Here is a 25,587-nt window from a genome sequence, read left to right on the forward strand (position 1 = left end):
GAAGGAATGAATGTGCCGGGTAGAAACAGATTGCTTTCGTTCTCATTTTTTATCTGTAATAATGAAAAATACCGTTACAAAAGGAGGCAGATCAATGACAAACCAAACAACAACAAAACCTTTATTCGAAACATTTACGAGTGATAAATTAAATCTTCCGAACCGGACCGTGATGGCCCCGATGACACGTGGATTTTCTCCCGGCAACATTCCTAATGAGGAAGTGGCTGCGTATTACCGCAGACGTGCCGAAAATGAAGTCGGGTTGATTATTACAGAAGGGACAGGAATCGACCATCCCGCTTCTGTCTCTGGTGCGAATATTCCTGTGTTTCACGGAGAAAAGGCACTGGATGGCTGGGCCGATGTGGTGAAACAAGTACATGAGGCCGGCGGTAAGATTGCTCCGCAGCTGTGGCACGTAGGAATGACTCGCAGCAAAGGCGACCTTCCGAATGAAGAGGCCATGCCTGTAGGTCCATCAGGTCTGAGCCTGGATGGGGAGCAAGTGACCGAACCATTAACGACAGAAGAAGTAGAGGCATTGGTGGAATCCTATGCCAAAGCAGCCGCCGATGCCAAGCGCCTTGGCTTTGATGCGATTGAAATTCACGGGGCTCATGGGTACTTGATCGACCAGTTCTTCTGGGAAAACACCAATAAGCGTACCGACCGTTATGGCGGCGATTTCGTTGAGCGCACACAGTTTGCCGTAGAGATCGTAGAAGCATGCCGTCGTGAAGTCGGAGAAGATTTCCCAATTATTTTCCGTTTCTCCCAGTGGAAGATGAATGACTTCCAGGCGAAATTGGTTCACACACCTGATGAACTGGAACGTTTCTTACAGCCACTTGTAGAAGCAGGCGTGGATCTGTTCCACTGCTCGACCCGCAGGTTCTGGGAGCCTGAATTTGAAGGTTCCGATTTAAACCTTGCCGGCTGGACGAAAAAGCTCTCTGGTAAGCCCGTTATTTCCGTGGGTTCTGTCGGTCTTGATGGTGTCTTCACGGACTTCTCAGGTGCAGGTACAACAAGTCTTGACGGTTTAATGGAGAAACTGGATCGTGAGGAGTTCGACCTTGTGGCTATCGGCCGCTCATTATTGATGGATCCTGAATGGGTGAAGAAAGTCCATGAAGGTAGAGCAGATGATCTGTTAGCCTTTAATAAAGAAGCACTGCAAAAACTATATTAAAGTTAGAACAGGCGTCCTATTTCAGGGCGTCTGTTTTTTATTTTATGAAGCTTAGAAAACAGGAAAGATGCTTTTAAAGAGATGGGACGATTCAAAAGTTTCGTTGTTTTCCATAAAGGATAATAGACGATGATAAGGAGGGACTTTTCATGGAAAAAATAAAATTAGGACGCAGTGACGTCGAAGCTACACGCATTGCCCTGGGTACTTGGGCCATTGGTGGTACCGGGTGGGGCGGTACAGATGAAGAGCAATCGATTGAAACGATAAAAACAGCAATAAAAAAAGGGGTGACTACCATTGATACCGCGCCCGCCTATGGGCAGGGGTTATCGGAAGAATTGATTGGCAGAGCGATCGTTCAATCGGAAGTAAAACGAGAGGATCTAGTTCTGGCAACGAAAGCAGGGATCGATTTCACGGATGATGGAAACTACCGGGATAGCAGACCTTCTCATTTGGAGGAAGAATTGCAGGCGAGTCTTGATCGTCTGCAAACGGACTATATTGACTTATATCAAATCCATTGGCCGGATACCGATGAATCCATTGAAAAGACAGCGAAGAAGATGAAAGAGTTTTATGAAGATGGAAAAATCCGTGCGATTGGCGTAAGTAATTTCAGCCCTGAGCAAATGGATGAGTGGCAGAAATACGCGCCGATTCATACGTCACAGATGCATTTGAATATGCTGCAGCGATACTTAATCGAGTGGTTTGAATACTGTCAAAACCACGAGATCGCCACGTTGTCATGGGGATCCCTTGCACACGGCATGCTGACAGGAAAGTATTCCAAAGATGCCTCATTCCCGGATGATGACCTCAGGAGCAATATCGAACTGTTCCAAGGGGACCGTTTCCCAAGTCTTATTGACGCCGTGGAGGAACTTCAACGTTTTGCTGGAAAACGAGATCGTAACATTATCCAGCTATCGATCCGCTGGCTGCTCGACCATAAACCAGGCGCGGATGTTGCTTTATGGGGGGCACGCAAACCTTCGCAACTGGATGGTGTAAACGAAACCGATGAATTTCAACTGACAAACGATGAGCTCCGTGAAATTGATGACATCCTTTACAACCATGTCGATGAATTAGAAAATGGTACACTAAAAGAATATGGTCCGCCTGTTCGTTCCGAGTTGTAATGGTAATTGGACAGCCTTCTTTTTAAGGAGGCTGTTTTTAATTTTGTAAGTGAGTTGAAATGGACCCATTGAGACAGAGAGTCATAACCTTTAATTATGAGGTTGTCTTGTATTCTAGCCTTCTCGAAACGGGCATGTTTTTTTATGGAATCCGTTACGATATCACATCCCTATAATTCATTTCATTTCTGGGAGATGATTTATCCCCCATAAAGGACGTGACGAATTTTCTTAGCAAATATAACAGGCTTCTCAATTTGTTGAACATAAACATAAGGGAGCATAGGTGTACTGCAAAGAAATCCGTTAACTAAATGACAAGAGATCCCGAAATGAGTTAATTCCGCCATGACAACATCCGCATTTTTAAAGGGAACAGGGATGCGCCCAATATTGAGAGCGTACCCTTGGGAGTCCATACTGACAAAACTAAAGATTCCATCTGTCACTGTCGGAGACTGGGTGGCACACCTTCCTAATATCTTTAATCGATGGTGTTGAGGAACTGCGATACTACAGAAAGACTGTTGAGGAGGGGAGGGAATTAAAAAACCTCCCAAAATGTCGCTCGTCTGCTTGCATGTATTTTTTATATTTACAGCAGAAGGCTTATTAAACCGATGAACGGATCCAACGGGCAATATATTCAAAACAGGTAACATTCGATAGGCAAAAACGATTGGGTTTTCAATACTGACTACATAAACAATAGGAAGATTTGGTTCACTATAGGAAAAACCATGGACAACATGGTGTACAATCCTCTGCCTTACCAGAATGTCAGTGACAGGTGCAATGTTCCGCTCCTCAACAGGGATCCGTCCGATGATCAGCGCTTTTCCTAGCGCATCGAAATTTCCAAAGTCAAAATAAGCATCCGTTACCATGGTGGAATCAGCTGCCGATCTCCCTAACATATTTACTTCAATACATTGGGCTAGACCAACGGTGCAGAAGGGGGATTGTGGTGTAATGGGCAGGATGGTGTAGCCGCCAATCATTGATGCAAATGCATGACAAAGAGAGGGCGTTCCTTTGAAATGATCCATTGTCACACCTCTTTTTCTCAAAATGCGTTCATCTTCTCCCATTCTATGTTCAGAGGATCATGCAAATTCTCTTAAGCAAAATGTATCTTGTTTTTGAGTAGTAAACATACAGGAGAAATTCTGATAGTAATAGGGATTCGTATGTTCTGTGCTCGTGGAAACCAGGTGGAAAGGGAGAAGGGGATCTCTTATAATGAAGAAGAATTCAACAGGAAGTGGAGGACTTCTATGACGCACAACGATGAATATTTCATGAAAATAGCGATCGAACAAGCTTCAAAGTCAAGAGCAGAAGGAAACGAACCGTTTGGCGCGATATTGGTAAAAGACAATGATATTGTCAAGGTTGCTGAGAACAAAGTACATACTCACTCAGACCCTACCTATCATGCAGAAATAGGGCTGATCAGGGATTTTTGTTCAGAGAACCAGCTGTTTGATTTGAATGAATACACCTTGTACACAAGCTGTGAGCCATGTGTGATGTGTTCTGGTGCTATGGTTTGGTCGAATCTTGGTAAAATGGTATACAGTGTCACCCACAATCAATTAGCAGAGATCGCAGGGGACAACATTATGATTTCCTGTAAAGAGGTATTTGCTAAAAGCCCACTCAAGCCTATAGTCGTAGAACAAGTATTAAATGACGAAGGTCTGAAGGTATTTGATGGGTACACGTTTGGTTAGTACAGCTTACTATTAAGTGACCCCAGGCAAAAGATCGTTGCCTGGGGTTCTTTGTGATGAGTCAGTAACTTTTTATAAAGGATTTTCGTGTAGATTATAGAAAGTATTGTAAGAGGAGGATATATGGTTATGATCTGGGAGAAACCTCAATGCACGTTTTGCGAAAAAGAAATAAAAGAAGATGAAGTGGTTTTTGTGAAGATGCGCTACCCTAAGAGAAAAGGTTTTACAGAAATAAAGGCCTATTTAAGAAATGAGGGGACCTTTATATGTGAGGAATGCGCCCACGAGAAGATGTAATGAATCGACATACAAGTAACGCGAGATAATCTCAAACCGTAACGCAGTGTGGTAAGAATGAAGGTCATGAGGAAAATCGGAGGTGTACGGATGAGTGAAGAAAAAAAGATCACGTTTATGCTGCCTGATCAGCAAAAAGAGGCATCGATCTCGAATACATCCAGCGAAAAGTATTTAGAATTTTTCCCGGATGAACTGACGGAACTGATTAATTCTTTTCATGGGTTTGAGCTGGATACGATTGAATTACACATCGCAGGGGCTATTGATTCTGGAGGAGCGACCAAGCTGTTTGTAGATTTTTCTGGTGAGGCCGGCATGAAATTTACATTGAAGAAAAAGGACGAGAAAGGGGAGTAAGGGGCAAAGTTTGACGCTTTTCTAAAAAAGACAGGGGCGCTTACTCCATTGGAGTAAGCGCCCTGTTGTTTCGTTCACATGATTCCAGTTTGTGAGTTCAGAAAATCATTCCTAAATTCCACCCACTCTTGCTCCTGAATACTAAGCATTCATAACAGCATCATCCATACCAGCTGCGGGCTTTTTCCTGGTCCAATTAACTAAGAAAATACCAATAATAATGAGAATACCTCCTATAACCGTGTACACATGCAACTTCTCACCTAACAATAACCAGCCAAACAGGACACCAAAGAATGGCGCCAAAAATAAGAAGGCGCTAGTCTTGCCGGGATCTCCTTTTTGGAGGAGATAAAACCAAATGGTAAATTGCACGACAGAAGCCATGATCGATAACCATAAAGTAATACCCACAGATTCAGCTGTGATGACAAGCCTCTGATCTTCGAACAAGAAACTGAATAACAGTAAGAAAAGGCCGCCAAACAACATCTGATAACCAGTCAAAACCCACACATTCAACCTCTTTCCGAAGGTATTAATAAGTAAGGTTGCTATCGCCCAGGAGACGGCGGCTAATAAACTTAGTATGGTACCAACTTGTACATTAACTTGACCACCAAGGGTGAAAAATACACCCACAAATCCCAAACATACTCCTATCCATTGTCTTCTTTTATAGCGTATTCTCAGGAAAATCGAACTAAATACGACCACAAGTAACGGATTCATAAAAGCTAGAATAGAAGACTCGCTAGCTGGTATGGTGCGCAGGCTGACAAAGATGAACCCCATGACCCCTGTGGTTTGAAAGAGACCGATCAGTAAAATGATGAACCAGTCTTTCATAGATTGAGGGTGAGGTTTTTTTATGTAAAGGACAGCAATTGCCATGATTATACCTGCGATGATGAACCTGAATGCGTTTAGTAACAATGGAGAAATATATGTGATGCCGATTTTTCCAACGGCGAAAGAAGAGCCCATCAAAGCAGTTGTAACGATCACGAGAAATCCAAATAAGAATTTGTTCATGGGTATGCTCCTTCTAATCATTCATAGAAAACAAGAAAAGGGTAAGAGATTTTCTTACCCTTTTCTTGTTTGAATTGTTATTTTGCACTTTTTAGATACATGAGGATATCTTTAGGTTCAGTTCGGTACATATAATCAGCATTGGCACTTGATTTTAGGATTGTTCGATCCTGGTCAATCACAAGCGTTCCCGCTACAGGCAGTTTCCATGGGTTTTGGTGGTCATCATGAAATTGCTGTAAGTCGATATTAAAATCATCTTTATAGGTGGTGATAAGATAATCGGGCAGCTCGAATAACAAATTGTAACTCTTGATCACTTCCAGTGTGGAATCACTTAATACGGGATAAGAGAGGTTGTTTTTCTCTTGTGTCGTTAATGATTCATCTGGATTTTGAGGGGAGATGGCCATGAGTTGCGCACCTTCCGATTCTATTTCATCGATGATTTGTTCATACGCTTTTAATTCAAGGTTACAGTAAGGACACCAACCGCCCCGATAGAAACTCAAAACCACACGGCCTTTCTTCAATTCCTCTGACAACGTGATTTTTTCACCTTTTGCATTCTTTAATGTGAAATCAGGAGCTTTGTCACCCGCCGCTAAGCCTGTGGCTATACCGGACTCAATCAATTCGTTTGTCGATTGAGTGACATTCTTCTTCACTTGTTCAGGGGCGTTCGAGAAGAAACGCTTTCTCACCTTCTCTAATTCGTCGACCAACATGCTATTCACCTCAAAAATTTAAATTCTAGTCTCAAACCTGTTTATTTATATGACTTAAACGTTAAATACTTCTTTTAAGTGTTGGCGGAGTTCAGTTAGATATTTATCGATATCCGGGTTTTTCATAACATCGTGAGCTCCAAAACTTTTTAGTGGTTCAAGACCTACGTATTTGTTCATATTGTGAAGGTGATCGAGAGCGCCTTCGATATCCTGCCCTTTAAAGAATTTATCCGAGTCATTAAACGCATACTCCGGAGCGTTCCATGTCGTTGAGAACATGTATTTTCCTTCGATTAGACCGCCGTGTCCATATTCACCACCGCCGCCGAAGAAGACACCTGGTTCATATACTGCATCGATATAGGATTTAAAAGCCCCAGGTAAGCTGAACCAATTGATGGGTGTTTGGAAAATGATTGTGTCCGCCCACATGAATTTTTCCTGTTCTTCTTTCACATCGTATCCATCCTGAACAATGGTGGTTTTGATGTTGTAGGAGCCCTCCAAACGGCTGACAATTTCTTCGAACATTGTTTTGTTCAACCTTCCTGGTGCAAATGACCAATACTCGTGCCCGTTAATAACTAATATATTTTTCATGATAGATCCTCCTAATAGTTTTATAGTTCGAAAACCATCGAACTGATAAAAATATTATCACCGTTTTATTTTGAATGCAATCATTAGGTTCACTTTTTTTTTTTGATTATCTAAAAATGACAATAAAAAAAGAGCCAATGAGAAATGGCTCTTACAGGATTAAATATCCTCTTCGTTTATTTGCGTTACCGTTTGCAATAAACCAGGGAACTTCTTTTCGATTTCTTCTCTTCTGAGAGAGTAGATGTGCTCCTTTCCGTCAATTCTGGCCTGGATCAATCCGGCTTCTCGAAGTACTTTTATATGATGAGAGACCGTCGATTTCGGCAACATCAATTTCAGAGAATACGCGGTGCAATTATTTTCATAACTCTCGTCTAAGCACCGGATGATTTTCACTCTATTGGGTTCACTTAATGCATGAAGGACTTTTGTGAAATGAATACTTTCTATTGGTGGATGATAAGGTAATTTCATACAGGCAATTTTAATACGTTCTTACCCTAAAAGCAAGTTAATGGTATTGGTGAATGGGAGTAATCATGGGCAAACATTTAAGGAAAACCCCATGGCCATTAAAGATAGAGTCTATTCCTGTTGAACGACCGTCCGGTATATGAATCATCCCCATAGAGGAGCAGAAAAAGAATTACCTCTTTTCCACAATCCGCACTAAATGAGCGGCGAAAGATTCGGCAATTTGCTCACCGCTCTGTGGACCATCTTCGCGATACCACTGCATGATCCAGTTTAACGAACCTAAGATAATGAATCGAACGGTCCGGATTTCTATACTTGGATCGAATTCCCCTTTTTCAATCCCTTGGTTGATGATCACATCAAAATAGTTTGCATATTCTTTTCTTTGCTTTAGCGCGTGATCGAGGTGGTCGCCTGAGAAATTCTGGTTGGGTTTGTCCATCATCATGAACATGGATTTTTCGCTGGTAGAAAGGATCACGTGCGCCTTCACTGCTTTTTTTAATTTCTCGGTAGGGGTCAAAGGACTATGAACAGCTTCTTCAATTCTTTCAATGCTTATCTTCATAATCATTTGATGGCACTGATAAAGAAGATCATCTTTATTTTTGAAATAATAATACATCGAACCCTTAGTCATCAGTAGATTTGAGGCTATATCTTCCATTGTTGTGCGGTGAAATCCTTTGGCGTCAAGCACAGAGGCTGCCGACCTTAAAATTTCCTCTTTTTTCTTCGCTGCTTTTTTTTCTCTAAATGACAACTTTTGTTCCCCCTTGAATCTGTGCGTCTTTTCTATATGTATCATTTTTTAACAGATGTTTAAATCGTAGAGGAAAAATTCTGATTAATCAAGGTGAAGTTAATTTTTGAATGCGTGTTTAAAAATTAAATGTATTGTCAAATAATCTGAAAATTGTTAGTATTGTTTTTGAAAGCAAGAACAAATTAATTAGCACTGTTGAAAGGAGTTGTATCGTTTGTCTTTGCCTCTTGAAGGAATTCGGGTCTTAGATCTGACAAGATTACTGCCAGGACCATATTGTTCGTTGCTGCTCGCTGATTTTGGTGCGGATGTGATCAAGGTGGAGCATCCTGAAGTTGGTGATTATGCCCGCTGGAGTTCTCCGAAAGTAGGGGATCAGAGTGCCCTGTTTCTCTCTCTGAATCGAAATAAACGGAGCATCACACTGAACCTTAAGGAAAAAGAAGACCAGGAAGTATTTTTAGAATTGGTAAAAACAGCAGATGTAGTGTTAGAGTCCTTCCGACCGGGTGTGATGGAACGTTTGGGGCTTGGATATGAAGTTCTGAAAAAACAGAACCCAAAACTCATTTATTGTGCGATCACAGGTTACGGTCAAACAGGTCCCATGGCAGATGAACCTGGACATGACTTGAATTTTCTCAGTTATTCTGGCCTTTTGCATCTGCAAGGACAGTCTGGTGAAAAGCCAATGATTCCATCTGTTCAGATTGGGGATATAGGCGGGGGCGGCTTAATGGCTGCGGTTGGTGTACTGGTCTCCATTATTGATGCTCAAAAATCCAGAGAAGGTCAATTCGTGGATATCTCGATGCTTGATGGAGTTATATCATGGATGCAAACCATTCTTCCGGATCGATGGGCAAGTGCTGAGCCCTTGCCTGATCGCGGGGAACTTCTATTGAATGGCGGAAAGGCTGCCTATGAAGTGTATAGAACACGTGATGATCGTTTTCTCTCGGTAGGTGCGCTGGAATTTAAATTTTGGAAGAACTTTTGTGAGGGTGTAGGCAGAGAAGAATTCATCGATAAACTTGATGCGCCAATAGAAGAACAACGGCGTATGAAACTTGGTATTGAGCAATCCGTTCTTCAAAAAACATTAAAAGAATGGATGTCTCTTTTTGAAGGAGTTGACGCCTGTGTTGCTCCGGTCCTCACACCTGAAGAAATGGCGGGGCATGTGCAAGTGAAACAACGTGAGATGGTAGAAGAAGTGACCCACCCCCAATTAGGATTGATGAAAACGATTAGCAATCCAATAAAATTGTCAGGTGAAAAGGGGAAAATCCGGCACCACCCACCTCAACTTGGTGAGCATAATGAGGAAATCTTACGAGAAATTGGATATTCCAACCAAAAGGTATCGAAAGGAGAATGAAAGAATGAGAGTTCAAGATTCAATCGCAATTATAACAGGGGGCGCATCAGGACTAGGCGAAGGGACTGTGAGACAAATCGTTGAAGGTGGTGGAAAAGCATCGATTTTGGATATGGCAGAAGAAAAGGGCCGGAGCTTAGTGGAAGAGTTAGGAGAGAACGTAATTTTTACCAAGACAGACGTAACAAACGAAGAAGAAGTGAAGAAGGCTATGGATAGGACGGAAGAAAGTTTTGGTTCTTTTAATACAGTCATCAACTGTGCTGGGATCGGAATTGCAGAGAAAACGGTTAGCAGAGGGCGCGCTCATAGCTACGAGAGCTTTAAAAAAGTAGTGGAGATTAATCTAATGGGGACATTCAATGTCATTCGTCTTGTTGCTGAAAGACTTGTCGGTCATCCTGTAAATGAGAATGGAGAACGCGGGGTCATCATCAATACAGCTTCTGTAGCCGCTTATGAAGGGCAAATCGGCCAGGCGGCTTACAGTGCATCTAAAGGAGGAGTGGCCGGCATGACGCTTCCAATCGCCCGGGACTTGGCCAAAAGCGGAATTCGAGTGGTAACCATTGCTCCAGGGCTCATAGACACACCTCTGTTCGGAGGGTTGTCTGATGAAATGAGAGCTTCTTTGGAAACACACATCCCCTTCCCATCCAGGTTAGGTCTCCCTGCAGAATATGCACAATTAGTTTCAGCGATTATTGAAAACGCTTACTTAAATGGTGGAGTCATTCGCTTGGATGGTGCTTTGCGAATGCCACCTCAATAAAGAGTGCAGATGTTTCATTTGTCGAAGAAACTGACCATTTCATGATAACCACAGAATTTAAAATATCGTTGATTTGCTTTAAAGGTGAAAAAACCTGAATAAGCACGAAGGGGAGAGATGATTTATTCGAGAGGTAGTGGTAGTAGAAGCAGTTCGTACTCCAGTCGGAAAAAAGAATGGAATGTTGAGCACCGTGCGTCCTGATGATATGGCGGCAGACCTATTGAAAGAATTAGTCGCACGAACGGGAGTATCAAAAGGTTCCATTCAAGACATTATATTGGGATGTGTCTCCCAGGTAGAGGAACAAGGGGTGAATATTGCGCGAACGGCAGCCTTAATGGCAGGATTCCCTGTTCATGTGCCGGGAACAACGATTGACCGTCAGTGTGGTTCAGGACAGCAAGCCATCCATTTTGCCTCCCAGGCGATTCTCAGCGGGGATATGGACATGGTTATAGCCGGAGGCGTTGAAAGCATGACACGTGTGCCATTGGGAACTTCCCGGCAACATGCAGTTTGGAGTGAAGCATTAACATCGAAATATGAAATGATTCATCAAGGGTTATCTGCGGAAAGAATCGCCGAAAGATGGAATTTCACGAGGCAAAGGTTGGATGAGTACGCTTATGAAAGTCACCAGCGGTCCATTCGAGCAAGAGAGGAAAATCGCTTTGATCGAGAAATCCTGCCGTTAGAGGTTCATCTCGAAGATGGAACGACAAGGTTGGTTAAGCATGACGAAGGACCAAGGGATGATACCACCATTGGAAAATTGGCAGCGATTCCTCCTGCTTTTAAAAGGGATGGGGTCATTCATGCAGGAAATGCGAGTCAAATGAGTGATGGGGCAGCGGCTTTGTTGCTGATGTCGAGAGAAAAAGCAGAAGAATTAGACCTCAAGCCCAGGTTCAGAATTTTAGCTCGGTCTGTTGTAGGATCAGACCCTACATGGATGCTTACGGGTCCTGTGGAGGCTACCGAGCAAGTTTTGGAAAAAGCGAACTTCTCTATCAAGGATATGGATACTTATGAAGTCAATGAAGCTTTCTCACCTGTCCCCTTATACTGGCTTCAGGAAATGCGGGCAGATCCGCAAAAATTAAATCCAAATGGAGGGGCCATTGCATTGGGGCATCCACTGGGAGCGACAGGGGCAAGGTTAATGACTTCTATGATGTATGAATTGGAAAGAAGCGGTGGCCGTTATGGTTTACAAGCAATCTGTGAAGGAGGAGGAATGGCAAATGCAACCATCATTGAAAGAATCTAAGAAGAAAAGGAATCACAGGGGACTTGAAGAATTGGACAGACCATTTATTACGGAGAGTCATGATATTTTCCGCAAATCTTTACGTTCATATTTAGACAAAGAGGTGCGCCCTCATTTCGAACAATGGGAAGAGCAGCGCCAGTTGCCGCACACCTTTTGGAAGCAGCTTGGAGAATTGGGATTCTTGTGTCCCTGGTTAGACGAGGAGTATGGAGGGATGAATGCTGATTTCGGATACTCCGTTGTTTTTGCAGAAGAAATGGAAAAAGTCGGGGCGGGTCTCAGTGGACCTGGCTTACACAATGATATCGTGATGCCTTATATCTCTTCTTTTGGAACAGAGGATCAAAAGAAGAAATGGCTTCCGAAAAGTACGACTGGGGAACTCATCTCATCAGTGGCTATGACTGAACCAGGGACAGGCTCAGATCTGGCTGCCATCAAAACCACTGCGGTAAGGGACGGAGGTGACTTTATTCTCAATGGGGAGAAGACGTTTATCACAAACGGTGCTACGACCAATTTTGTAATTGTGGTTTGTAAAACAGATGTAGAAGCGGTCCCTGCTCATAATGGCATTAGTCTCCTGGTCGTAGATGCCACCGAGGGAGTAGTTCCGGGTTTTAAGAAAGGGAAGAAATTGAACAAGGTGGGGCAGCATGCGAGTGATACTTCGGAATTAATATTCGAGGATTGTCGAGTCCCTGTCAGTCATCTGCTGGGAGAAGAGGGGAAGGGTTTTTATTATTTAATGGAAAAGCTTCAGCAGGAAAGACTGACCGTCGCTATAAGTGCCCTGACATCTGCTGAAAGAATGTTGGAACTTACTATGGAATATGTAAAACAGCGGAAAGCATTTGGCAAACGTATTAGTGATTTTCAAAATACCCAGTTCAAAATGGCAGAAATGGCAACAGAAATCAAAATTGGGAGGACCTTTGTCGACCAATTAATTGTAAATCATATCGAAGGGAAAAACATTGTGAATGAGGTATCCATGGCTAAATGGTGGACGACCGATCTGGCGAAAAAAGTAGCGATGGAATGTATGCAGCTTCATGGAGGTTACGGTTATATGGAAGAATATGAAATTGCCAGGAGGTACAGAGACATCCCGATCACATCCGTCTATGCCGGCACGAATGAAATTATGAAAGTCATTATCGCTAAAAATCTGGGCTTATAGATTGAAGGAGAGGGGGAGTTAAATGAACGCGGTTCAGTTGCTTTTTGATACAGCGGAACGCTTGCCACACAAAGCAGCGATGGTCGATGAGGATCACTCCATGACCTATTCAGAACTAAGAGATGAAATTTGGTCCCTTGCAAATGGATTGAAGAATCAAGGAGTCCATGAAAACACACATGTTTCTTTATTGTTGGGAAATGGTCCGGAATATGTGGTTTCTTATTTTGCCCTCTTAACGTTGGGCGCAACGGTTGTACCACTCAATCCACAGTATAAAGAGAAAGAATTAACCTATGCGCTCAATGATTCTGAATCCTATGGTCTGATTTATGACCATCGGTTTGAAGACGTAGTAAATCGCGCTGAAGGGGATTTGACTTCCACTGAATTATTGATCGGTTTTAAGGGAAGGAAAAATCACGGATGTGAATGGACGAAGTTACTTAATGATCATTCTGAGATGAAACCTGTGGATAGAAAAAAAGAGGATACAGCTCAAATCATCTATACGTCTGGAACTACTGGAAAACCAAAAGGAGCCATGATTACTCACAATAATATCATATGGATGACAAAGGCTATGACGGACGTTCAGGGAACAAATGAGCACGACCGTGTAATGGTTTCGCTCCCACTTTTCCATGCCTATGCCAAAATGGCCGGTCTTTGGTGTTCCTATTATCAAGGAGCGACGGTATACTTCGTACCTTTTCACCCTGATACAGTTTTAGAAAGGATTGAACGAGAGAAAATCACCATCTTCCACGGTGTACCAACCATGTTTACGATGTTCATCCATTCAGCAAAGCTTAAGGAATTCGATTATCGTTCCTTGCGTATCTTCGGTTCTGGTGGCGCTAGTATCCCATTGGAAGTCGTCCATCGAATAAAAAGAGAGATGGATGTGGAAATTATGGAAGGTTATGGGCAGACAGAAGCTACGATCATGCTTGCGAGTCAGCGAATGGATACCGATAAAGTTCCTGGTTCTGTAGGTCCGCCGGTGGATGGCATCGACCTGAGAATTGTAGATCATCAAGGAAAAGAAGTCTCTCCTGGGGACGTGGGGGAAATTATCTTCTGTGGACAAAATGCTATGAAAGGGTATTACAATAAGCCACAGGAAACAGAAAATACAATCCAAAATGGATGGGTGTACACAGGGGACTTAGGGTATCAGGATGCCGATAAAAACGTGTATATTGTAGATCGGAAAAAAGACATGATTATTCGAGGGGGCTATAATGTTTATCCTAGAGAAATTGAAGAAGTTCTCTACACCCATCCTGATGTAATAGAATGTGCAGTTATCGGGGAGGCGCATGAGGTATTTGGTGAAGAAATCGTAGCTTATGTGGTCGTTCGGAATGATTTGGATGAGAAAGAACTCGCTGCGTATTGTGAACGAAACCTTGCGAAGTACAAGAACCCCCGAGTCTATCGTTTATTGGAAAGTCTTCCGAAAACGGTGACCGGAAAAATTCTGAAGGGTCCTCTTAAAAAGTACCAACCGGCTAAGATCAAGAAGGATTGAGCAAGTAGAATTACCGGACACCTCTCTGCTGAAATACGACCATTCTATGGTTTATGTTTACATTCATAAATTGGTTGAAGGAGATGCATGATAGAGGCATCTCCTTAAATTATAAAATAAACCAATGTAAATCTTCATAAATCATGGTGGATTCATGTGGTGTGCGGGTCCATGACCCTTAACAAAGGTTCATAAAGGAAGAGTGGCTTACTATTATAACTCTGTGGTCCGTTTTGGTAGAATAAAAGAAAGCGTTTCATTAGGGGGGATAGAATGAAAATCCACCAGCATGGAGAAGTAACCGCCGTGTTAGGAGAAGTGAGCGATGGAGGATTTTCCATGTCTGTCTACATGTTTTATGTCGACGGAATGTTGATTGACACGGGTTCTTCACGAATGCTTGAAGATTTCAAACCATTTTTTAAGCAAGTGCCAATTGAATTTGTCAGCCTTACCCATCCTCATGAAGATCACACAGGAACAGCAAAATGGCTGCAAGATGAAAGGGGTCTTCCTGTATATATTAAGAAAGAGGCGATACCAGAGTGTGAGGTTGAAGCCCAACTCCCTTCATACAGGGAAAAAATATGGGGAATACGTGAGCCATTCTCGCCTTCCCCATATGGTGAAACGATGGAGTCCAGTCATCATTTGTATAAACTCATACATACACCGGGGCATGAAAAGAATCATGTAGCTTTATACGATGAGGAGCATGGGAGGTTGTTTTCAGGGGACCTGTTTGTACATCCAAAGCCTAAGGTCATGATGGGGGATGAATCTGTCCCTGTTATGATTCGTTCAATCAGAAAAGTCCTTCAGTTGGATTTTCAAGACATGTTCTGCCAACATGCGGGTTACATACAAGATGGAAAGCTGGCGATGAGGAAAAAGCTTGACTATTTAGAGGAGCTGAGTGAATACGTACATCACTTGTATGGAAGAGGGCACACCATTGAAGAAATAAATGCTGAATTATTTTCCAAAGTGCCGATGATTGTTTACCATTCCAGTTATGAATACGATTCAAAACACATGATTCGGTCGATACTGGAAGAGGCGGAGGATGAGCAGAGCACTTAAAGTTTCAATGCCACAAAAGAGGCGCTTTCTAAACATTAGAAAGCGCCTTTAGTAGGTTTGAACATGGTCTGATGTTTAATCCGTGAAAAACATGGGATTCGTCTTGAACGTTATGGGTGAATGTGTATGGAGAATGGACATGTTGCCACTTCTCCGTCATACCATTTAATTTTCTGGTTCATCTTATGAAGATGTTCCTGCAAGTCTTCAATCTGCTTTTCTACCTTTGTTTTATGATCGTTCAAAATGTCTTTTTGTAAATCTAAAGTATGGTCCCCTTCATGCGATAACTCGATCATTTGTTTAATATCCTTCAGAGTCATACCTGTATCACGGTAGCACCTAATCATATCAATCCAGTATAAATCACTTTCATCATATACTCGCGTACCTTTCTGGCTGCGTTTCACAAAAGGGATCAACCCTTCTTTCTCGTAATATCGAAGTGTATAGGTGGATATACCTAGTATTTTGGCTGCTTGTCCTATCTTGAATTCCACTAGAATCTCTCCTTAGAGAATATTGCTCTTCCGTTAGATTATACGTTCGGAAAGCGACTGGTCAACTTTTTGAGATCGGTCAAGTGGTTTTAGTTGATTTAGAGTCGACTCTAACAATTATACTACACGTGTAATTAAAATTAGGGAGGTTTTCGAACAATGGAAACGATAAAAAACTCTGTAGTCATTCTAACTGGTGCATCAAGTGGTATTGGAGAAGCAACAGCCAAAGAACTTTCTTCAAAAGGAGCTAAATTGGTGTTAGCTGCAAGAAGAGAGGAGCGACTTCAGGCATTAACAGAGGAAATCAATAGCCATGGAGGAGAGGCTGTATATAAAGTGACAGACGTAGCTTCCTCCGAACAAATGCTGGAACTAGGAAAGTATGCCCATGAGACCTTTGGTCAAATTGATGTCCTTGTGAATAATGCAGGGATTATGCCGCTGTCTCTACTTAATAAGCAAAAAGTGGATGAATGGGATAAAATGATTGATGTCAACATTAAAGGGGTGCTTTATGGCATAAACGCGGTGCTTCCCTATATGCGAGAAAGAAAACAGGGCCATATTATCAACTTGTCTTCTGTAGCTGGGCATGTGGTGTTCCCTGGCAGTGCAGTCTATAGTGGTACAAAATTTGCTGTCCGTGCAATTACAGAAGGCTTGCGTATGGAAGAGTCTCCTGAAAGCAATATACGTGCCACGATTATTTCGCCAGGAGCCGTTTCTACGGAATTAACGACGAGTATCACAGATAATGATGTGAAGGGCGGAGTGGATCAACTCTATAGTGATGCGATTAAGCCGGATAGTATCGCCCGCACCATTCGTTACGCCATGGAAGAACCTGCAGAGGTAGCAGTAAACGAAATTGTCGTACGACCTACTTCTCAAGAACTTTAAATAAGTCTTTTGCCATTTTTGCAGTGGGCGGTTTTTAAGGTTGGATTGAACCTATTTCGTAAATTGACTTGGTGGATGAATGATAGGAAAAGGAGCAGGGACTTCCCGAAAGAGGGGGCTCTGCTTTTTTTATATTAATATCGATGATTTCCCCTGCGTATTTATACAACTTCCCCTACTGCACGAAACTCCTTATATGAATAAACAAAAGAAGCCCCCAGCCCCTTTTTAAGATTGTAGGTGTAGGACACTAGTATTTACTTGCAAGACTATGATTTCACAGAATAGTAGGCAGAAAATGCTGATTCTGTATAAACTCTTAAGGATCATAGGATATGAAAGTTTCATATTCCCACTCGAAATTTATCTCATATTATTGTAATATATTATTGGATATCATTCGGTAGTTAAAGTAGATTCATATGATTTTTTTATATTTTTTGAGGGGGAAAATAGATGACGGCTGCAAAGCAAGCAACATTAATGCCTGTAACGACTGCTATACTTGAACAGAAAGAAGGGTTGGCCCGAGCGGTTGCTATACCTGATGAAATAGGAAAAGGAGTCTCTGAACAATTAATTACTTGGAGAATGGAATTAATTGAAGCCTATGCCACTTCTTTAAGCCAGGATTTTGAGGAGGTTGCTCAGAATCTGGAAAAGTGGAGCGATCGTGTGTCAGGTGAACTTGTAGAATTAAGGTTACCATTAAACATAGCCCTGGTAGAAATAAGTGAGTATAGAGAAGTCATTGGTGCGATTATCAAAGACGAAGCAAAAACACAAAATCTTTCCTTTGACGATTTTTATGATATCCTTACTCCGTTTAATCATGCGGTTGACCAAGCAGTTCAAATGGTCAGTCAATCGTATATGGATGACTTCGAAAATACTATTCAAACCGCTAATTTTGCTGTGGATGAACTTTCCGTTCCGATCGTTCGAGTCACAGAGACAGTGGGCGTCATTCCGATTGTTGGAGAAATCGATACGAACCGTGCTCAGCTCCTCATGGAGAACGCCTTGAAGCAAGGGGAAGAATACGAGCTTGAGACGATCATCTTAGATTTATCCGGTGTGAGTATCATTGATACGATGGTCGCTCATCAATTATTTAAAGTGATCAATTCGTTAAAACTTACGGGTGTGAATGGGATCATGAGCGGCATCCGTCCGGATATTGTACAGACAATGGTGAGTCTGGGCATTAATATGAAGGGGATCCATACGTTCAGCAGCCTCCACAGAGCTATTGAATCGTTGCAACTATTAGATAAGAAAGCCAACTCTTAATGTTGACCTTGTTATGAATGAACGAATTGACACATCAAAATATGGATGAAAGTGACAAATAAAAGTGTCTGAACCTCGTTATGCCAAAGGGTGAACGGAACGGGTGTCAGACACTTTTATTTTTTTGCAGAAGCGAGGGCAGACGTATGAAAAACCCCCACCTACGCGCAACGATAAAAAGCACAAAGGATATTCATCCCTCTATTTATCTATTATAATGAACAGGGAACATAACCTTAGTATCATTTTCCTGTAGGTGAGGGGGATTTTATGAAAAAAAATCTATGGATCGCAGTGGGCGTACTTTTTGTCTTAGCGTTACCCTCTTTGATCTGGCTGTTTTCACCATCCAGATCACTGGATGTGACTGTTTTTGACAAAACGGTACCAGATGAGAGTTTTCGTGAACATAAAAGCATGACATGGCTGTTGAATTACAACAAATATACAACGAATGAGAAGCAATCCTACGAAAGTATGAATTACTACGGTCTAGTGCCTGATGAAGACGCGCAGATCATTGAAGAAAAACCGCTCCCGGAAAACCTCGGGAATACGGAGTTGATTTATATCGCCGATACATACGGAGTATATAAAGAAGATGTGCCATGGGCAGAGGAATCGAATGAGGCCGGAGCACCTTCCCTGATCCATGGCGGACTAAGCATGGATGAATGGCTGCAGATCAAGCAGCAGGTCCAATCCAATGGGAAGGACCTGGTCATGGAGTTCAACAGCTTCGCCTCCCCGACAAGTGAGGCGGTTCGGAACGATGTGACCGACTTTTTGAAGGTAGATTGGCAGGGCTGGATCGGCCGTTATTTTCAGGATTTGAACGAAGGTGGGGAAGTCCCGGACTGGGTCGTTTCCAGATGGGAAGAAAAGGGAGAACCCTGGACGTATGAAGGGGAAGGAGTGGTTCTTATCCATGAATTCACGAGCGAGGTTGTCGTCTTGTCTTTAGAAGAGGGAGACTTGGAAGATGCCCCTATCCTCGCGACTTTTACTGAGAAAGGGGGAGAGCGGTTCGACCTCCAAAAGAGTACGCCTTATCTTTACTGGTTCGATATCCTTGAGGCTGAAGAAGGAGCGGAAGTGCTGGCAGAGTATGAAATCCAAACAAGTGATCAGGGTTCAGGAAAGCTTGATGAGCATGGAATACCTGCTACATTCCCGGCGGTCACTCACTATGAGGACCAAGGGGCCCAACGCTATTATTTCTCCGGAGATTTCGCTGATTTGGCAGATGTCCCCTCGTTTTATCAGTACAAGGGTTTCGCAAAAGTAAGGGAATGGGTGGCGAAGTTCCAACCAGATTCTGAAGAGAGCTTCTTTTGGAGTACCTACCAGCCGATGATGGAAAGCATTCTTTCCTCTGCTGCAAAGGAAGAGGCTGAAAAACCTGTGACCGTTCCTCAAGCATTGACGGAGGATATCCACCATCCTTCTCGTGTCCATGAACAGAAAATCGAAGTTTTCCAGGACAACGAGTGGCAGTCGATGACGGTCAAAGGCGTCAATATCGGCATGGGGAAACCAGGGTATTTTCCCGGAGAAGCAGCGATTGATAAAGAGGAATACGCGCGCTGGTTTGAGCAGATAGGAGAAATGGACGCGAATGCCATTCGTGTGTACACCCTGCATCCACCAGGTTTTTATGAGGCCTTAGCGGAATACAATGCACAGGCGGAACAGCCTCTTTATGTGTTTCATGGGGTATGGATCGATGAAGGTCCTTTAGAGGAGACGAAAGATGCTTTTGATGAAGACATCACAGTCGCTTTTCAAAAGGAAATGAAAAAAATCGTGGATGTTATTCACGGAGAAGCTGAGGTTCCGGCCCAAGCCGGGCATGCGTCCGGCCTCTACACGAAGGACATCTCTCCTTATGTAGTTGGATGGGTCATCGGGATCGAATGGTATCCGATAATGGTCGATCAGATGGAAAAGAATTATCTGGATCTTGGCGACTATGAGGGCACCTATACGAGGACGGAAGGCGCAAGTCCGATGGAATACTGGCTTGCGGAGCAGATGGATGTTCTCACCACTTATGAAATCGAACAGTACCAGAGCATGCGTCCGTTGAGTTTCACCAACTGGGTGACGACAGACAACCTCGATCAGCCGGCAGAACCTTTGGAACAGGAGGATCTTGCAAGTATCGATCCCAATCATATCTTTCCAAAAGGGAAGGCGGAAGCAGCAGGCATGTTCGCTTCCTATCACGTCTATCCGTATTATCCGGATTTTCTCAACCTTGAGGAGTCCTATATGGAATTCGAAGATCACCGTGGTGAAAAGAACAACTACGCAGGCTACCTGAAAGACCTGCATGAATCGCACGATCTTCCTATTCTGATCGCCGAATTCGGCATCCCGGCTTCGAGAGGAAAGACGCACGAAAACCCGTTTGGCTGGAACCAGGGTTTCATTTCAGAAAAGGAACAAGGTCAGATCGTCAAACGCCTGTATGAGGATATTCTGCATGAGGAGCTGCTTGGCGGTCTTGTATTCAGTTGGCAGGATGAGTGGTTCAAACGGACGTGGAATACGATGGACTACGACAATCCCGACCGCAGACCGTACTGGTCGAATGCACAGACCAATGAACAGCATGCGAAAATCGAAGTAGCACGCGACTATGATGTGTTTCATTATGATTATGTCCGAAAACTCGAGATGACGAAGGATCCTTTTGAAGATGAAGATTTCCATCCCATCCGACTGGCACTTAACAAAGGGCTCGTCCGTCCGGATACGGGGGAAGCGTTTCCTTTTGATTCTTACGAGACGGGTGTCCTACGGTATGGAACCGGAAATCCTGAATCGGAAGACTATGATTCGCTCGCCGATTATTATTACTCCGCGAAAACGGGAATTCTGGAAGTCCGCCTTCCATGGATGCTGTTGAATGCAAAAGACCCTAGTCAGAAGGAGTTTATCGGAGATCTGGATGAAGGAGGCTTGGGAGCATCAATCACCATTGATGGAATGGATATCACAGCAGCTGTGACAGAAAAAGGAAAAGTCGTCGAGTCGTTCGGGTTTGATCAGCCTGCCCGTTATACGTGGGAAAACTGGGACCTTCCTCTCTATAAAGAACGCTTGAAGAAGTCTTATCCGATTATTAAAGATATCTTTTCGTCAGTAGAATAATGAGGGGAACTTTGGCGTGATATACTTTAAACCATAGATCAGGAAAGGCAGGTTGAATCATGGCTAAACATAAGATTTATACGATGAGTTTTGCTAGTGTCTATCCCCATTATGTCAACAAGGCGGAAAAAAAGGGGCGTACGAAAGAAGAAGTCGATGAAATCATCCGCTGGTTAACAGGGTATAACCAGGTGCAGCTAGAGGAGTTATTAGAAAAGAAGACAGACTTTGAAACCTTCTTTGCAGAAGCTCCTGAGATGAACCCTTCACGGACGATGATCAAGGGCGTCATCTGTGGCGTTCGGGTGGAAGAAATAGAAGAACCATTGATGCAGGAAATCCGTTATTTGGATAAAATGATCGATGAGCTGGCCAAAGGGAAAGCGATGGAGAAGATTCTGCGTAAACCCTGATTCAAGCACAAAATCCCGTTCCTATGACTAGGGACGGGATTTTATATAGCCAATCACGATAAGGTAGAATTTTCATCAGTCCGACTGCTTCACGCTAAGGAACGTGATCGTAAACAGAATTAGGACTATCCCAAGGAATTGAACAGCTCCAAGTGAATCTCCGAGAATCAGGGCACCAAATAATGAAGCGGTCACGGGTTCAATCATGGCGACCATCGAAGCGGTTGACGGCGCGGTCTTACGTATCCCGATCACATAAAAGATAAAGGAAATGCCTGCCCCCACAAGTCCTAGAAGTATGAACCACCCTATGTCGCTCGAGGTCAACACATCAGCAATTTCATTCCTGTCGCTCAAGAGGAAGAGGATGACACAGAATGAGAAAAAGGCGATGGTTGAGATGGTCTGTGGCTTTCCTAGCAAAGCGGCTTTTTTAAAACCGAAGATGAACAATGCATAGGAGAGTCCAGCACCAAGGCCCCCTGCCGCTCCTAGAAAACTGACGGAAACGGAGGCAGGGTTATAGGCGCCCGTAAGCAGGATGATCCCTAAAAGCACACTAATAATGCATCCCCATTTAAACCAGTTTGAACGTTCAATTCCTAATAAAAAGGAAATCAAAAGCACAAATACGGGAGCGGTGTACATCAAAGTTGCAGCAACGGCAATGCTCGAAGCTTCGATACTCAGGAAATAAGAAGTGAAATTCCCCGCCACCCCCAAGCCAGCCAATGTCGCCCACAAGTATAAACGTCTGGAGAAGGTCCAATTTTGTTTTACATTCGTAAGCAGCCAGGCAAGGAAACAAATAAATCCAACCGCGCCTCTGTAAAAGGAAATGACTACCGGGTCCCATCCCTTTTCCATCAAAATGTCAGCAATTCCTCCACTGATGCCCCAGCCGATCGCGGCGAGCATCACCAATCCTACTCCTGCATATCTCACCATTTGCCTCCTAAGGTTTGAGTAATGATGCCATTTTTCCATTCGCTGAAAGTTCCCTTAGATTGACACAAGTTCCGAAAGAGGCGGCCGATCTTTTTCTAAAGCTATTTCACAATAGTTTTTGGAAATGTGTTAACGGTATTTCCTTATATTTCTAATTACTAAACATGAGCTTGCTTGTGTGGGATTGAACATTCATTCTCCAAGTGGGATAAATAAGGAATTCTGCTTGGTGAAATGGTGGGTACTTTTGATGTTTTTCGAGAATTTCCTGAGGATTGGGTAATAAACCCATGAAATTTTCGGTATTTCTCCCTAATTTTCGATAAAAAATAAAAAACAGGTTCACTCTCCATCATTACAGGGTAGGAATTAGGAGTATTCAAAAGTCTTAAGGAAAGAATGGAGTTCATATGGGAATCTTCTACTATATAAAGAAATATTTGAAGATGTCGAAACGACAACGGAAAAGTGAGTTGAAATCCACGATATGGTTTATGCCTTTCTGGTACATCGTGGGTGCGATCGGGTTGTCCGCCTTCACGTTTTATCTTGATTATGTGGTGGATGTCGGTTTATACCTGCCGCCAGCCATCGGTTTCAGCGGCCAGACGCTCCAAGTGCTTCTGAGTGCACTTGTCGGAGGGGTACTGACCTTGAGTGCCTTTACGATTAACTCCCTGCTCGTTGCGCTGACGACATTCAGCGGCCAGTTTTCGTCCAAAATGCTTGTGAACTTTGTCAGTGACCGGGCGACCCAGCATGTGCTTGGTATTTTTAACGGAAGTTTTATCTATGTTCTGCTGAACTTCTTATACGTGACGCATGAAGAAGAGGAATATATTGTCGCCACACCGGTTTTATCCATTCTCACAGCGATTACCGCTGCAGTTACGTTCATTTACTTTATCAACCACACCACGACATGGATGCAGGTCCATAACATCAGTTTCAATATGAATGCCAAGTCTAAGCAGGTGCAGCATTCACTTGAAAAAGAATTAAAACCTTATCACATGGAGAAAGAGATCGAGGTGGAATCCCTTCCTGATGAATCTGAAGGGAAAGTCATTAAGACCCGCCAATCCGGTTATCTTCAAGTTGCCGATTTTTCCCGGTTGATTAAGCAGGCGGAGAGTGACGACATCCTCCTTCGGTTCGATGTCAGAATCGGAGAGTTTGTCTTAGAAGGAACCCCGCTGCTCACGTATTGGGAAAGCGGTAAAACCGTCAATCCCGATCACTACTACAAGTCCATTGAAATCGGAGTCAAACAGACAGAGATTCAAGACTTGGAGTATGGTCTCATCAAGCTTGCGGAGGTAGCGATCAAAGCCTTAGGACATAATGATCCGCTTACGGTTACGAACACCATTCATCAGATTGCCGATCTGCTGAAAAGCATCGGACAGTCAACAGATTTCTCTCCCTACCTGTTCGATGAGGAAGAGGAGCTTCGCGTGATTCTGAATCGAAAAGATTTTCGTTATTACCTTCACAAGGGATTCGCTACGATAAGGGAATATGCGGACCAGAATTCCGCCGTGATGACAGAGCTGTTAACGATGATCAAGGTGTTGAGTAAAACGGTGGATGAAGGATACCACAACGATTTATGGGAATTCGCCAGGCAGACGATATTAGGTTTCGATAACGATAGTATGTATGAAAATGACTGCCTGTATATGTTGGAGCAATTATCGGAGCTCGCTAAACAGACGGGGCATGAGAAGGATTATCTTTTTCTTCTTGAATATATGCTGAAGCGGGTCAGTTCGAAAAGTGCCACAGATGAATCTGCTTCTCTTTAAGGACCGGATCTGAAAATAGTGCGAAGGAAAGAAGCTGACATCTATAGATGTCAGCTTCTTATTTTATTGGTATTTTATTTTTCTTAATAAATATGAAGGAGGGGACTTGTTGGCTGCATCCTCTGCAAGGGGCTTGATCTCTGCATTAACCGTTAATGGACTTCATCGTTGTAGGTATCCACATAAAGCGATCCATCTTCTATAACCTCAGCATAAAAGACATCCTCTAAGGCGTTTAATCCATTGGCGGAAAGCTTTTCTTCCAGTTTCTCCAGGCTCCATTGCAGACTTTCCAAGTTGTTATGGTTTACCTTTCCATCCTGAATGACGATCGAGGAGGTGGGGCTGGAGTGCATAGCATGGTAAGAGGCATGGACATCTTCTTTGGTGGCGGGACGTTTTCCTTGTTTTTTCAGTACAGATAAGGTCCCGTCCGTTTCGAAGATGGCATAATCAACGTCTCCTACAGAAAAGACATTCTTTTTTCTTAGGAGTAAGTTCAATTCATCTGTATCAAGGCGGGTCTTCCTCATTTCATTTTCCAGTATCTTTCCGTTACGAATGATGATAATAGGTTCTCCTTCCACCGTTTTACGTACGTTTCTCGACTTAATATCGAGAAGTCCCATGAGAATGGTGAAGGCACTCCATACGGCGAGAGCAATGAGTCCGTTCCTCACACTCAATGTAGGATCAATGGCAAGGGAGGCGCCCAGTGTGCCGATGGAAATGGCGGAAACGAAATTAAAGAAGGTCATTTGGGAGATTTCTTTCCTTCCCATAAGCCTTGTAAGAATAAATAAGGTGAAGAAAGCGATGGCAAGACGGGTCAATAATACACTGATGGACATTTCAAAACGCTCCTTTTAATAGGAAATCTTCCATATTCTTTGAAGTTGGAATGCGTTTTATCCCTTTCGGTGGAATAAGTTCATCCTCCCCGGAAAAAGAAAAAGGAGTATAATCTGATGTAGACG

25 protein-coding genes are annotated in these 25,587 nt (G+C 43.2%); 16 read left to right on the forward strand and 9 right to left on the reverse strand.

All coding sequences use genetic code 11. The annotated features are described in order from the left end of the window. Window positions 1-94: 94 nt before the first annotated feature. Together J0K78_RS07930 and J0K78_RS07935 are read left to right on the forward strand one after the other, a co-directional pair. On the forward strand, window positions 95-1,195 hold the full coding sequence (locus J0K78_RS07930; protein ID WP_206946176.1) for an NADH:flavin oxidoreductase: 1,101 nt from the start codon (window positions 95-97) through the stop codon (window positions 1,193-1,195). 149 nt (window positions 1,196-1,344) lie between these two features. Beyond that, window positions 1,345-2,346, forward strand: a complete 1,002-nt coding sequence (locus tag J0K78_RS07935; protein WP_206946177.1) for an aldo/keto reductase — start codon at window positions 1,345-1,347, stop codon at window positions 2,344-2,346. Window positions 2,347-2,546: 200 nt separating this feature from the next. Here J0K78_RS07935 and J0K78_RS07940 read toward each other — a convergent pair whose 3' ends face one another. Further along, window positions 2,547-3,395, reverse strand: a complete 849-nt coding sequence (locus tag J0K78_RS07940; protein WP_206946178.1) for a DUF1259 domain-containing protein — start codon at window positions 3,393-3,395, stop codon at window positions 2,547-2,549. 228 nt (window positions 3,396-3,623) lie between these two features. On the opposite strand from J0K78_RS07940, the gene J0K78_RS07945 reads away from it, so the two are divergent. The 3 genes from J0K78_RS07945 to J0K78_RS07950 all read left to right on the forward strand — a co-directional run bounded on the left by J0K78_RS07945 (window position 3,624) and on the right by J0K78_RS07950 (window position 4,742). Beyond that, on the forward strand, window positions 3,624-4,082 hold the full coding sequence (locus J0K78_RS07945; protein WP_206946179.1) for a nucleoside deaminase: 459 nt from the start codon (window positions 3,624-3,626) through the stop codon (window positions 4,080-4,082). 129 nt (window positions 4,083-4,211) lie between these two features. Further along, window positions 4,212-4,382 carry a Fe3+ hydroxamate ABC transporter substrate-binding protein gene (locus J0K78_RS20045; RefSeq protein WP_242517768.1) on the forward strand — a complete coding sequence of 57 codons (171 nt, stop codon included), beginning with the start codon at window positions 4,212-4,214 and terminating at the stop codon, window positions 4,380-4,382. Window positions 4,383-4,472: 90 nt separating this feature from the next. Next, window positions 4,473-4,742 carry a hypothetical protein gene (locus J0K78_RS07950; RefSeq protein ID WP_206946180.1) on the forward strand — a complete coding sequence of 90 codons (270 nt, stop codon included), beginning with the start codon at window positions 4,473-4,475 and terminating at the stop codon, window positions 4,740-4,742. A gap of 141 nt (window positions 4,743-4,883) precedes the next feature. On the opposite strand, the gene J0K78_RS07955 is transcribed toward J0K78_RS07950, so the two are convergent. From J0K78_RS07955 to J0K78_RS07975, 5 genes are all read right to left on the reverse strand, one after another. Then, a complete protein-coding gene (locus tag J0K78_RS07955; RefSeq protein WP_206946181.1) occupies window positions 4,884-5,777 on the reverse strand; it encodes a DMT family transporter in 894 nt (297 codons plus the stop codon). 77 nt (window positions 5,778-5,854) lie between these two features. Further along, the gene (locus tag J0K78_RS07960; protein ID WP_206946182.1) at window positions 5,855-6,505 is read right to left on the reverse strand and encodes a peroxiredoxin-like family protein; all 651 of its coding nucleotides are present in this window, start codon (window positions 6,503-6,505) and stop codon (window positions 5,855-5,857) included. Between the two features lie 54 nt (window positions 6,506-6,559). Next, window positions 6,560-7,108: an NAD(P)H-dependent oxidoreductase gene (locus tag J0K78_RS07965; RefSeq protein WP_206946183.1), complete on the reverse strand. Its 549-nt coding sequence runs from the start codon at window positions 7,106-7,108 to the stop codon at window positions 6,560-6,562. A 159-nt stretch (window positions 7,109-7,267) separates the two neighbouring features. Then, a complete protein-coding gene (locus J0K78_RS07970; RefSeq protein WP_206946184.1) occupies window positions 7,268-7,585 on the reverse strand; it encodes an ArsR/SmtB family transcription factor in 318 nt (105 codons plus the stop codon). Window positions 7,586-7,757: 172 nt separating this feature from the next. Further along, window positions 7,758-8,351 (reverse strand): TetR/AcrR family transcriptional regulator, encoded by a 594-nt coding sequence (locus J0K78_RS07975; protein ID WP_242517769.1) that lies wholly within the window; start codon window positions 8,349-8,351, stop codon window positions 7,758-7,760. Between the two features lie 217 nt (window positions 8,352-8,568). On the opposite strand from J0K78_RS07975, the gene J0K78_RS07980 reads away from it, so the two are divergent. The 6 genes from J0K78_RS07980 (at window position 8,569) to J0K78_RS08005 (ending at window position 15,586) form a co-directional block, all read left to right on the forward strand. Next, window positions 8,569-9,735 carry a CaiB/BaiF CoA transferase family protein gene (locus tag J0K78_RS07980; protein ID WP_206946186.1) on the forward strand — a complete coding sequence of 389 codons (1,167 nt, stop codon included), beginning with the start codon at window positions 8,569-8,571 and terminating at the stop codon, window positions 9,733-9,735. 4 nt (window positions 9,736-9,739) lie between these two features. After that, window positions 9,740-10,507: a 3-hydroxyacyl-CoA dehydrogenase gene (locus tag J0K78_RS07985; protein ID WP_206946187.1), complete on the forward strand. Its 768-nt coding sequence runs from the start codon at window positions 9,740-9,742 to the stop codon at window positions 10,505-10,507. 124 nt (window positions 10,508-10,631) lie between these two features. Continuing rightward, window positions 10,632-11,780: a thiolase family protein gene (locus J0K78_RS07990; RefSeq protein WP_206946303.1), complete on the forward strand. Its 1,149-nt coding sequence runs from the start codon at window positions 10,632-10,634 to the stop codon at window positions 11,778-11,780. Window positions 11,781-11,811: 31 nt separating this feature from the next. Beyond that, on the forward strand, window positions 11,812-12,966 hold the full coding sequence (locus J0K78_RS07995) for an acyl-CoA dehydrogenase family protein (protein WP_206946304.1): 1,155 nt from the start codon (window positions 11,812-11,814) through the stop codon (window positions 12,964-12,966). Window positions 12,967-12,988: 22 nt separating this feature from the next. Beyond that, window positions 12,989-14,503, forward strand: coding sequence for a class I adenylate-forming enzyme family protein (locus J0K78_RS08000; protein ID WP_206946188.1), 1,515 nt, complete (start codon window positions 12,989-12,991; stop codon window positions 14,501-14,503). A 273-nt stretch (window positions 14,504-14,776) separates the two neighbouring features. Next, a complete protein-coding gene (locus J0K78_RS08005) occupies window positions 14,777-15,586 on the forward strand; it encodes an MBL fold metallo-hydrolase (RefSeq protein WP_206946189.1) in 810 nt (269 codons plus the stop codon). Window positions 15,587-15,696: 110 nt separating this feature from the next. Here the strand turns inward: J0K78_RS08005 and J0K78_RS20165 are convergent, their stop codons facing one another. Further along, on the reverse strand, window positions 15,697-16,086 hold the full coding sequence (locus J0K78_RS20165; RefSeq protein ID WP_206946190.1) for a MerR family transcriptional regulator: 390 nt from the start codon (window positions 16,084-16,086) through the stop codon (window positions 15,697-15,699). A 159-nt stretch (window positions 16,087-16,245) separates the two neighbouring features. On the opposite strand from J0K78_RS20165, the gene J0K78_RS08015 reads away from it, so the two are divergent. From J0K78_RS08015 to J0K78_RS08030, 4 genes are all read left to right on the forward strand, one after another. Next, window positions 16,246-16,989 carry an SDR family oxidoreductase gene (locus J0K78_RS08015; protein ID WP_206946191.1) on the forward strand — a complete coding sequence of 248 codons (744 nt, stop codon included), beginning with the start codon at window positions 16,246-16,248 and terminating at the stop codon, window positions 16,987-16,989. A gap of 456 nt (window positions 16,990-17,445) precedes the next feature. Continuing rightward, window positions 17,446-18,282 (forward strand): STAS domain-containing protein, encoded by an 837-nt coding sequence (locus tag J0K78_RS08020; protein ID WP_206946192.1) that lies wholly within the window; start codon window positions 17,446-17,448, stop codon window positions 18,280-18,282. Between the two features lie 270 nt (window positions 18,283-18,552). Continuing rightward, on the forward strand, window positions 18,553-21,441 hold the full coding sequence (locus tag J0K78_RS08025; protein ID WP_206946193.1) for a hypothetical protein: 2,889 nt from the start codon (window positions 18,553-18,555) through the stop codon (window positions 21,439-21,441). 59 nt (window positions 21,442-21,500) lie between these two features. After that, window positions 21,501-21,854 carry a DUF2200 domain-containing protein gene (locus J0K78_RS08030; protein ID WP_206946194.1) on the forward strand — a complete coding sequence of 118 codons (354 nt, stop codon included), beginning with the start codon at window positions 21,501-21,503 and terminating at the stop codon, window positions 21,852-21,854. Between the two features lie 75 nt (window positions 21,855-21,929). Here the strand turns inward: J0K78_RS08030 and J0K78_RS08035 are convergent, their stop codons facing one another. Further along, entirely contained in the window at window positions 21,930-22,799 is an 870-nt protein-coding gene (locus J0K78_RS08035) for a DMT family transporter (RefSeq protein WP_206946195.1), read from the reverse strand. A 449-nt stretch (window positions 22,800-23,248) separates the two neighbouring features. On the opposite strand from J0K78_RS08035, the gene J0K78_RS08040 reads away from it, so the two are divergent. Beyond that, entirely contained in the window at window positions 23,249-24,610 is a 1,362-nt protein-coding gene (locus J0K78_RS08040; RefSeq protein ID WP_206946196.1) for a DUF2254 domain-containing protein, read from the forward strand. A gap of 152 nt (window positions 24,611-24,762) precedes the next feature. On the opposite strand, the gene J0K78_RS08045 is transcribed toward J0K78_RS08040, so the two are convergent. Beyond that, window positions 24,763-25,461 (reverse strand): YetF domain-containing protein, encoded by a 699-nt coding sequence (locus tag J0K78_RS08045; protein WP_206946197.1) that lies wholly within the window; start codon window positions 25,459-25,461, stop codon window positions 24,763-24,765. Window positions 25,462-25,587: the final 126 nt, after the last annotated feature.

The sequence above is a fragment of the Halobacillus sp. GSS1 genome (genome assembly GCF_017307035.1).
In the GTDB taxonomy this organism is placed as follows: Bacteria; Bacillota; Bacilli; order Bacillales; family Halobacillaceae; genus Halobacillus; species Halobacillus litoralis.

What these genes read in the sequence shown, in the direction of transcription:
- J0K78_RS08040 (WP_206946196.1), top strand. Translation starts at nt 23,249, where the DNA reads ATGTCGAAACGACAACGGAAAAGTGAGTTGAAATCCACGATATGGTTT.
- J0K78_RS07970 (WP_206946184.1), bottom strand. Translation starts at nt 7,585, where the DNA reads ATGAAATTACCTTATCATCCACCAATAGAAAGTATTCATTTCACAAAA.
- J0K78_RS20045 (WP_242517768.1), top strand. Translation starts at nt 4,212, where the DNA reads ATGATCTGGGAGAAACCTCAATGCACGTTTTGCGAAAAAGAAATAAAA.
- J0K78_RS08020 (WP_206946192.1), top strand. Translation starts at nt 17,446, where the DNA reads ATGACGGCTGCAAAGCAAGCAACATTAATGCCTGTAACGACTGCTATA.
- J0K78_RS07930 (WP_206946176.1), top strand. Translation starts at nt 95, where the DNA reads ATGACAAACCAAACAACAACAAAACCTTTATTCGAAACATTTACGAGT.
- J0K78_RS08030 (WP_206946194.1), top strand. Translation starts at nt 21,501, where the DNA reads ATGGCTAAACATAAGATTTATACGATGAGTTTTGCTAGTGTCTATCCC.
- J0K78_RS08015 (WP_206946191.1), top strand. Translation starts at nt 16,246, where the DNA reads ATGGAAACGATAAAAAACTCTGTAGTCATTCTAACTGGTGCATCAAGT.
- J0K78_RS08045 (WP_206946197.1), bottom strand. Translation starts at nt 25,461, where the DNA reads ATGTCCATCAGTGTATTATTGACCCGTCTTGCCATCGCTTTCTTCACC.
- J0K78_RS07940 (WP_206946178.1), bottom strand. Translation starts at nt 3,395, where the DNA reads ATGGATCATTTCAAAGGAACGCCCTCTCTTTGTCATGCATTTGCATCA.
- J0K78_RS07960 (WP_206946182.1), bottom strand. Translation starts at nt 6,505, where the DNA reads ATGTTGGTCGACGAATTAGAGAAGGTGAGAAAGCGTTTCTTCTCGAAC.
- J0K78_RS08025 (WP_206946193.1), top strand. Translation starts at nt 18,553, where the DNA reads ATGAAAAAAAATCTATGGATCGCAGTGGGCGTACTTTTTGTCTTAGCG.
- J0K78_RS07985 (WP_206946187.1), top strand. Translation starts at nt 9,740, where the DNA reads ATGAGAGTTCAAGATTCAATCGCAATTATAACAGGGGGCGCATCAGGA.
- J0K78_RS07945 (WP_206946179.1), top strand. Translation starts at nt 3,624, where the DNA reads ATGACGCACAACGATGAATATTTCATGAAAATAGCGATCGAACAAGCT.
- J0K78_RS07935 (WP_206946177.1), top strand. Translation starts at nt 1,345, where the DNA reads ATGGAAAAAATAAAATTAGGACGCAGTGACGTCGAAGCTACACGCATT.
- J0K78_RS08000 (WP_206946188.1), top strand. Translation starts at nt 12,989, where the DNA reads ATGAACGCGGTTCAGTTGCTTTTTGATACAGCGGAACGCTTGCCACAC.
- J0K78_RS07965 (WP_206946183.1), bottom strand. Translation starts at nt 7,108, where the DNA reads ATGAAAAATATATTAGTTATTAACGGGCACGAGTATTGGTCATTTGCA.
- J0K78_RS08005 (WP_206946189.1), top strand. Translation starts at nt 14,777, where the DNA reads ATGAAAATCCACCAGCATGGAGAAGTAACCGCCGTGTTAGGAGAAGTG.
- J0K78_RS07955 (WP_206946181.1), bottom strand. Translation starts at nt 5,777, where the DNA reads ATGAACAAATTCTTATTTGGATTTCTCGTGATCGTTACAACTGCTTTG.
- J0K78_RS07950 (WP_206946180.1), top strand. Translation starts at nt 4,473, where the DNA reads ATGAGTGAAGAAAAAAAGATCACGTTTATGCTGCCTGATCAGCAAAAA.